Source organism: Rhodoferax sp. EU05-FHT12H12 (assembly GCF_058791215.1).
Window position 1 is genome coordinate 1 of sequence record NZ_JBYTDI010000012.1, and the last position, 6,384, is coordinate 6,384.

At 64.0% G+C, this 6,384-nt stretch carries 8 protein-coding genes; 6 read left to right on the plus strand and 2 right to left on the minus strand.

What is annotated here, in order from left to right:
* The first annotated feature begins 195 nt into the window (after positions 1–195).
* A complete protein-coding gene (locus tag AC3WS7_RS18615; protein WP_296469211.1) occupies positions 196–819 on the plus strand; it encodes a class I SAM-dependent methyltransferase in 624 nt (207 codons plus the stop codon).
* 9 nt (positions 820–828) lie between these two features.
* On the opposite strand, the gene tauD is transcribed toward AC3WS7_RS18615, so the two are convergent.
* Positions 829–1,662 (minus strand): taurine dioxygenase, encoded by an 834-nt coding sequence (gene tauD / locus AC3WS7_RS18620; RefSeq protein ID WP_492657382.1) that lies wholly within the window; start codon positions 1,660–1,662, stop codon positions 829–831.
* Between the two features lie 198 nt (positions 1,663–1,860).
* Between tauD and tauA the strand changes: the two genes are divergently transcribed.
* The 5 genes from tauA (at position 1,861) to AC3WS7_RS18645 (ending at position 5,825) form a co-directional block, all read left to right on the plus strand.
* Entirely contained in the window at positions 1,861–2,883 is a 1,023-nt protein-coding gene (gene tauA / locus AC3WS7_RS18625) for a taurine ABC transporter substrate-binding protein (protein ID WP_492657383.1), read from the plus strand.
* 8 nt (positions 2,884–2,891) lie between these two features.
* Positions 2,892–3,692 carry a taurine ABC transporter ATP-binding protein gene (locus AC3WS7_RS18630; RefSeq protein ID WP_492657384.1) on the plus strand — a complete coding sequence of 267 codons (801 nt, stop codon included), beginning with the start codon at positions 2,892–2,894 and terminating at the stop codon, positions 3,690–3,692.
* Positions 3,693–3,784: 92 nt separating this feature from the next.
* Positions 3,785–4,570, plus strand: a complete 786-nt coding sequence (locus AC3WS7_RS18635) for an ABC transporter permease subunit (RefSeq protein WP_492657387.1) — start codon at positions 3,785–3,787, stop codon at positions 4,568–4,570.
* A 13-nt stretch (positions 4,571–4,583) separates the two neighbouring features.
* Complete coding sequence (locus AC3WS7_RS18640; RefSeq protein ID WP_492657388.1) at positions 4,584–4,907, plus strand: DMT family transporter; 324 nt, start codon at positions 4,584–4,586, stop codon at positions 4,905–4,907.
* Between the two features lie 21 nt (positions 4,908–4,928).
* Complete coding sequence (locus AC3WS7_RS18645; RefSeq protein WP_492657385.1) at positions 4,929–5,825, plus strand: DMT family transporter; 897 nt, start codon at positions 4,929–4,931, stop codon at positions 5,823–5,825.
* Between the two features lie 119 nt (positions 5,826–5,944).
* Here AC3WS7_RS18645 and AC3WS7_RS18650 read toward each other — a convergent pair whose 3' ends face one another.
* On the minus strand, positions 5,945–6,067 hold the full coding sequence (locus AC3WS7_RS18650; RefSeq protein WP_492657386.1) for a hypothetical protein: 123 nt from the start codon (positions 6,065–6,067) through the stop codon (positions 5,945–5,947).
* Between the last annotated feature and the right edge of the window lie 317 nt (positions 6,068–6,384).

Consider the following 6,384-nt stretch of genomic DNA (forward strand, 5'->3'; position numbering starts at 1 on the left):
ATGACGTGCTGGTGGGCGGCTTGAAGCTCAAGCAGGCCAATGGCTCGCTGGTGGCCGAGGATTTGAATCCCATCAATTGGCAGTTGGCGAACTGATGCTGCGCATGCGTGTGTGGCTGGGTTGATGGTCAAATCGGCACTCCAGGCCGTAGATACTGCGCAAATAGCTACTAAATTCATAGCATAGGAGCACGCCATGCCGGACAACAAGCACCACTGGGAAACCGTCTACAACACCAAGTCCAGCGACGCGGTGAGCTGGTACCAAGCGCATGCCGATCGCTCCTTGCAGCTCATCCAGGCCACGGGGCTGGGGCCGCAGGCCAAGGTCATCGATGTGGGCGGCGGCGCCTCCACGCTGGTGGACGACCTGCTGACCCACGGTTACCAGGACGTGACGGTGATGGACCTCTCGGCCAGCGCACTGGCCGTGGCCCGCGCCCGCCAGGCGCCCATGGAGGCACGCGTGCAGTGGCTGGTGGCCGATGTCACCACCGCCGAATTGCCGGTGCATGCGTTTGATGTGTGGCACGACCGCGCGGTGTTCCACTTCCTTACCCGCGCCGAAGACCGCCAGGCCTATGTGGCCCAGGTGCTGCGCAGCGTCAAACCCGGTGGCCATGTCATCGTGGCCACCTTTGCTGACGATGGCCCCCTGCAGTGCAGCGGCCTGCCCGTCATGCGCTACGCGCCCGAGGGCCTGCATGCCGAGTTTGGCGAACCCTTCACCCTGGTGGCCCACCAGCGCGAGGCGCACACCACGCCCTTTGGCACGGTGCAGCAGTTTGTCTATTGCTACTGCCGCGCGCCAGGGCACTGAGCCACCGCGTCAGTACGGCGCGTCGCCCAGGATGGTGGCGCGGTGCATCACGCGGCGGTGCGGCAGGTAGTCGGCCGTGGCGTAGTGCTGGGTCAGGCGGTTGTCCCAGAAGGCCAGGTCGTACTGCTTCCAGCGCCAGCGCACGGTGAATTCGGGCTTGGCCAGATGCACGCGCAGAAAGGCCAGCACCGCATCGCTCTCAGCCTTGGTCAGCTCCACGATGCGGCTGGTAAAGCCCTCGTTCACAAACAGGCCGCGCTTGCCGCTGACCGGGTGCGTGCGGATGACGGGGTGCACCACCTCGGGCGATTTGGCTACGGCAGCCTCCCAGGTCTTGCGTTCTTCCGGTGTGCGCGCATAACGCCAGGCCGGGAAGGACTGCACAAAGCTGTGCTCGGCATGCAGCGGGTCCAAAAAGCGGCGCAGCGGCTCGGACAGCGCCTCGTAGGCCGCAATGCCGCTGGCCCACAGCGTGTCGCCGCCATGCGGTGGTAGCACACGCGCCGAGAGGATGGCACCCAGCGGCGGCGTGGGGATAAAAGTCACGTCGGTGTGCCAGTTGTCGTTGTCGGGCGGGTTGTCGTTGTGCGTGTCCAGCACGATGATCTCGGCCGCTTCGGGATGCTGGGGGTAGACCGGGTGGATGTGCAGCTCGCCGAAGGCGCGCGCCAGGTCGCGCTGCTGCACCGGGGTGAGGGGCTGGTTTTCAAAGAACAGCACATGGTGTTGCAGCAGGGCGCTGTGCAGCGTGTCGCGGTCCGTGCTGCGCAAGGGTTCGGTCAGGTCGATGTTGCTGACCAGGGCGCCAATGGCCGGGCCCAGCGGGCGAATGTCGAGAGTCATAAGAAGCAGTGATGCGGGAGCTACAGATGCGCCCAAGCCTAGTGCGCGCTGCGCATTTCGCTTGCGCGTTATTTGCATTAGCTATTTCAAATTCATTCGAGGACACGAAACCTGCATATCAATAAGCTCGATTCCAAGCCCCCAAAACCTTCAGTGCGGGGTGTTCCCTTTTGTCACACGTCACCAAGGAATCGAACCATGCAATTCACCAAACGACTCTTCACCGCCGCCATCGGCGCCACGCTGCTGGCCGGCGCCAGCCTGGGCTTTGCGGCTGACAAAAGGGTTGTCATCGGCTACCAGACCGATGCGCTGCCTTCGTCGGTCGCCATTGCCAACGGCGACTTCGCCAAGGCCACGGGCTTCCAGATTGACTTCCGCAAGTTCAACTCGGGCGCCGATGTGTTTGCCGCCATTGCCTCGGGCGATGTGCAGATTGGCTATGTGGGCTCCAGCCCGTATGCCGCTGCCACCTCGCGCGGTCTGGATGTGAAGGCCTTCTACCTGGCCTCCATCTCCGGCACCGACGAAGCGCTGGTGGTGCGCAATGGCTCCGGCATCCACTCGCTCAAGGACCTCAAGGGCAAGAAGCTGGCCGCCGCGCCTGTGTCCACCGACCACTACCAACTGCTGGCGCTGCTCAAGAGCCAAGGCCTGACCGAAAAAGACGTGCAAGTCTTTGCCATTCCCCAGCCCGAAATCGTGGCCGCCTACAACCGCGGTGATCTGGACGGCGGCTTTGTCTGGGACCCCGCGCTGACCGAGCTGAAGAAAAACGGCAAGGTGCTGATCACCTCCAAAGAAGTGGCTGAAAAAGGCGCACCTACTTTCAGCGCCTGGGTAGCCACCGGTGCCTTCGCCAAAGAGAACCCCGAGTTCCTGAAGGCCTACGCCGGCGTGATCGAGAAATACTCCAATTCGTTTGTGAAGGACAAGGCCGCCTGGGGGCCTGACAGCGAGAACGCCAAGACCCTGGCCAAACTGCTGGGTGGCACACCTGCCGATTTTTCCGCCGCCTTGAAGAACCTGAACCTGGTGCCCCTGCATGTGCAAGCGTCCGACGCCTGGCTGGGCGGTGGCGAGAAATCGGGCGTGGCCCGCATCCTGAAAGAAACCGCCAGCTTCCTCAAAGAGCAAAGGAAGATCTCCGACGTGTTGCCCAGCTACGCCGCGTTTGTGACTACTTCGGCTATCACCGGCCCCGTGGTCGCACAAAAGTAAGCAACGCCATGCTCAGTGTCAACAACGCCAGCGTCTACTTTGCCGGGCGCAACGGCCATCCGGTGCAGGCGCTGGACCGCGTCTCGCTGGATATTCCGGAGCGCGGCTTTGTCGTGGCACTGGGCACCTCGGGCTGCGGCAAGTCCACTCTGCTGAATGCCATGGCGGGCTTTTTGCCGCTGTCCGAAGGCAGCATCACGCTGAACGGCCGGCCCATCGAGAAGCCCGGTGTCGACCGCGGCGTGGTGTTTCAGAAGGACAGCCTGCTTCCCTGGAAAACCGTGGCCGAGAACGTGGCGCTGGGCCTGAAGTTTGCCGGCGCCAGCCGTGCGGAACAACGCGACCGTGCGCTGGAGCTGCTGCAGCTCGTGGGCCTGCAAGACTTTGCGAATGCAGCGCCCTATGAACTGTCGGGCGGCATGCGCCAGCGTGTGGGCCTGGCCCGTGCGCTCGCACCCGACCCCGACATCCTGCTCATGGACGAGCCCTTTGGCGCGCTGGACAGCATGACACGCGAGCAGATGCAGGAGCTGCTGGTGTCTGTGTGGCACCGCACCGGCAAGCAGGTGTTTTTCATCACCCATTCGATTGAAGAAGCGCTGTTCCTCGGCACCCAGCTCATCGTCATGTCACCGCGGCCCGGCCGCATCGTGGCGCGCTTTGATCTCGACTTTGTGAACACCTTTGCGCGTGACGGCGATGCGCGTGCCATCAAGACCGCGCCCAAGTTTGCTCACCTGCGCGAAGAGATTCGCGCCATCGTCCACCAGAACGAACCCCAAAGGGAATACCAGGAGGCCACTGCATGAGCGACCTAACCGCCACTGCCAATATTGGCGCCAATGGGCTGCCACAGTCTGGTGCGCCGCGTGCCCGGCGTCTGGCGCCGCGCCTCGTGAAGATGCGCAACTTTGGCATTGGCGAAAAGCCCACTGTCACCATCAGCGTAGCCACGGGTGCAGCTCTGTTGCTGCTGTGGTGGGCCATCACCCAGGCGGGGCTGGTGCCCAAGCTGTTTTTGCCCACGCCGGCCGAAGTGCTCTCGCTGGGCGTCGAGATCTTCCGCGAAGGCTATGCCAACGCCACGCTGTGGGAGCACGTGTCCGCCAGCCTGGGGCGCATTCTCTCGGCCGCGGTGATTGCCGTGGCGCTGGGCATCCCCGTGGGCTTGCTCATGGGCCTGAGCCGCTGGGCCAAGGGCGTGTTCTCCACGCCCATCGAGTTCTACTGGCCGCTGCCGCCACTGGCCTACTTGCCCCTCATGATCATCTGGCTGGGCATTGGCGAGACCTCCAAGATCGTGCTGCTGGCGCTGGCCATGTTTGCACCCGTGGTGCTGTCGGCCCAGGCCGGTGTGCGCGCGCTGCCGCAGGAGCGTGTCAACGCGGCCCTGTCATTGGGTGCCTCGCGCTGGCAGCTGTTCAAGGACATCGTGCTGCCCTCGGCCTTGCCCGAAATTCTGACCGGCATCCGCATTGCGCTGGGCGTGGGCTGGAGCACACTGGTGGCGGCTGAACTCATTGCGGCCACGCGCGGCATTGGCTACATGGTCATGTCGGCCTCGCACTTCCTGGCTACCGATGCGGTGTTTGTCGGCATCGTCATCATTGCCGCCTGCGCCTTTGCGTTCTCGTTTGGCATGCGCCTGCTGGAGAGCTGGTTGGTGCCCTGGAAGGGCAAGCAGTGACGGTGTGCATGTGATGCGGCCCGAGCAGCTCTGGCTCGCCGCAGCGATTCTCAGCGAAGTGATTGCCACCAGCGCCCTCAAGGCGTCGGACGGCCTGCAACACTGGCGCCCTGCGGTGCTGGTGGTGGTGGGCTATGTGTGCGCCTTCTATGCGCTGGCCCAGGCCCTGCGCACCATCCCCGTGGGGGTGGCGTACGCCATCTGGTCCGGCGTGGGTATCGTCATGGTGTCGCTGATTGGCTACTGGCTCTTCAAGCAGCGCCTCACGGTGGGTGAGCTGAGCGGTATGGCCCTGATTGGTGCCGGAGTCCTCGTGTTGCAGCTGTCGCCGCGCTGAGGCGGCGCTACGATCAGGCGCATGCCGCACTTCTTTTCCCGCCTGCAAGAGGGCAACCCGCGCAGCATCACCGCCATGTTGCTGGCCGTGATGCTGTTCTCGGCTATGGACACCATCATCAAGGCCCTGTCCACCCACTATCCGCCGCTGCAGATTGCCGCCATGCGCGGCGCACTCACGCTGCCACTCATTGCGCTGTGGATCCAGTGGCGCGGTGCCTGGGCTGAAGTCTGGCGCGCACGCTGGCCGCTGCACCTGCTGCGCGGTGGTCTGGTCATCACCATGCTGGTGTTGTTTACCTACGGCGTGCGCGGCCTGCCGCTGACCAACGCCTACACCCTCATGTTCTTTGCGCCGCTGCTCATTACGGTGTTGGCGTGGCCCGTGCTGGGCGAGCGGGTGCCACGTGCGCACTGGTGGGCCGTGGGCGGCGGGCTGCTGGGCGTGCTGGTGGCGCTGCGCCCCAGTGCCGAGGGCTTTGCCAGCTGGTCGGGGCTGGCGGTGCTGGGGGCTGCGGTGTGTTACGCCGTCTCGGCCGTGGTCACGCGCCTCTCTAGCCGCACCGATTCCAAAGACAGCCTGGTGCTGTGGGTCATGGTGATTTTGACCGTGGTGGCGGGTGCGCTGGCCGCGCCGCAGTGGCTGCCGCTGCAAGCGCACCACCTGGCGCTGTGGGCGGGGCTGGCGGCCTCGGGCTTTTTGGCGCAGCTGGCCATCACCGAGGCCTTCCGCCACGGCCAGGCCAGCGCCGTGGCCCCGTTTGAATACACCGCCCTGGCCTGGAGCTTGGGCATCGACTGGCTGGTGTGGCAGCAGCTGCCCGACGCCTTCACCCTGCTGGGCGGCGCCATCATTGTGGGCAGTGGCTTGTATGTGCTGCGGCACGAGCAGGTGCACGCCACGGCAGAGCATCCCTAGATGCCGGCACTAGGCGCGGCACGCGAGCTCGCGCGTGTGGTGGCTGGTCCGTGTTCCACTGGCGCCAGCTCACCTCGCGAATGCGCAGCCACTGCTGTTGCGGCGTGAACGCAGCCACCTCATACCCCTTGCACGGGCAAGAGCAGCAGCTGAATGGCGACCATAGACACGGCCACCCAAAGCAGCGCCGCACCCAGCGACACCAGCAGTTCGCGCGTGCTGAATGGACCTTCCTGGTTCAAACCGGCAATATCTTAGTCTTGCATGCTCCACCTCCTTTACATCGTTGTTGTCGATGGCTTCATTGTGCGAAGCGGGGGGCGGTTAGGGAAGGAAGGAAAGGGCAGTTGGTTGTGCGAAAAACGTGTAAACGTTTCGGCAGCTGGCATCGACCCAAAGCAGTCCTCTGACAACTCTAATTCCGCCTCGGATAACGGACATTCAAAGAAGGTTCAGTAGGCGGGTACGATGGACAGCCGCAATGCGGGGCGGATTCAACCGGTCGATGCAACACACTAAAACCTGCGTGAGCAGAAGGAGTGTTGCAGATGAAGTATCG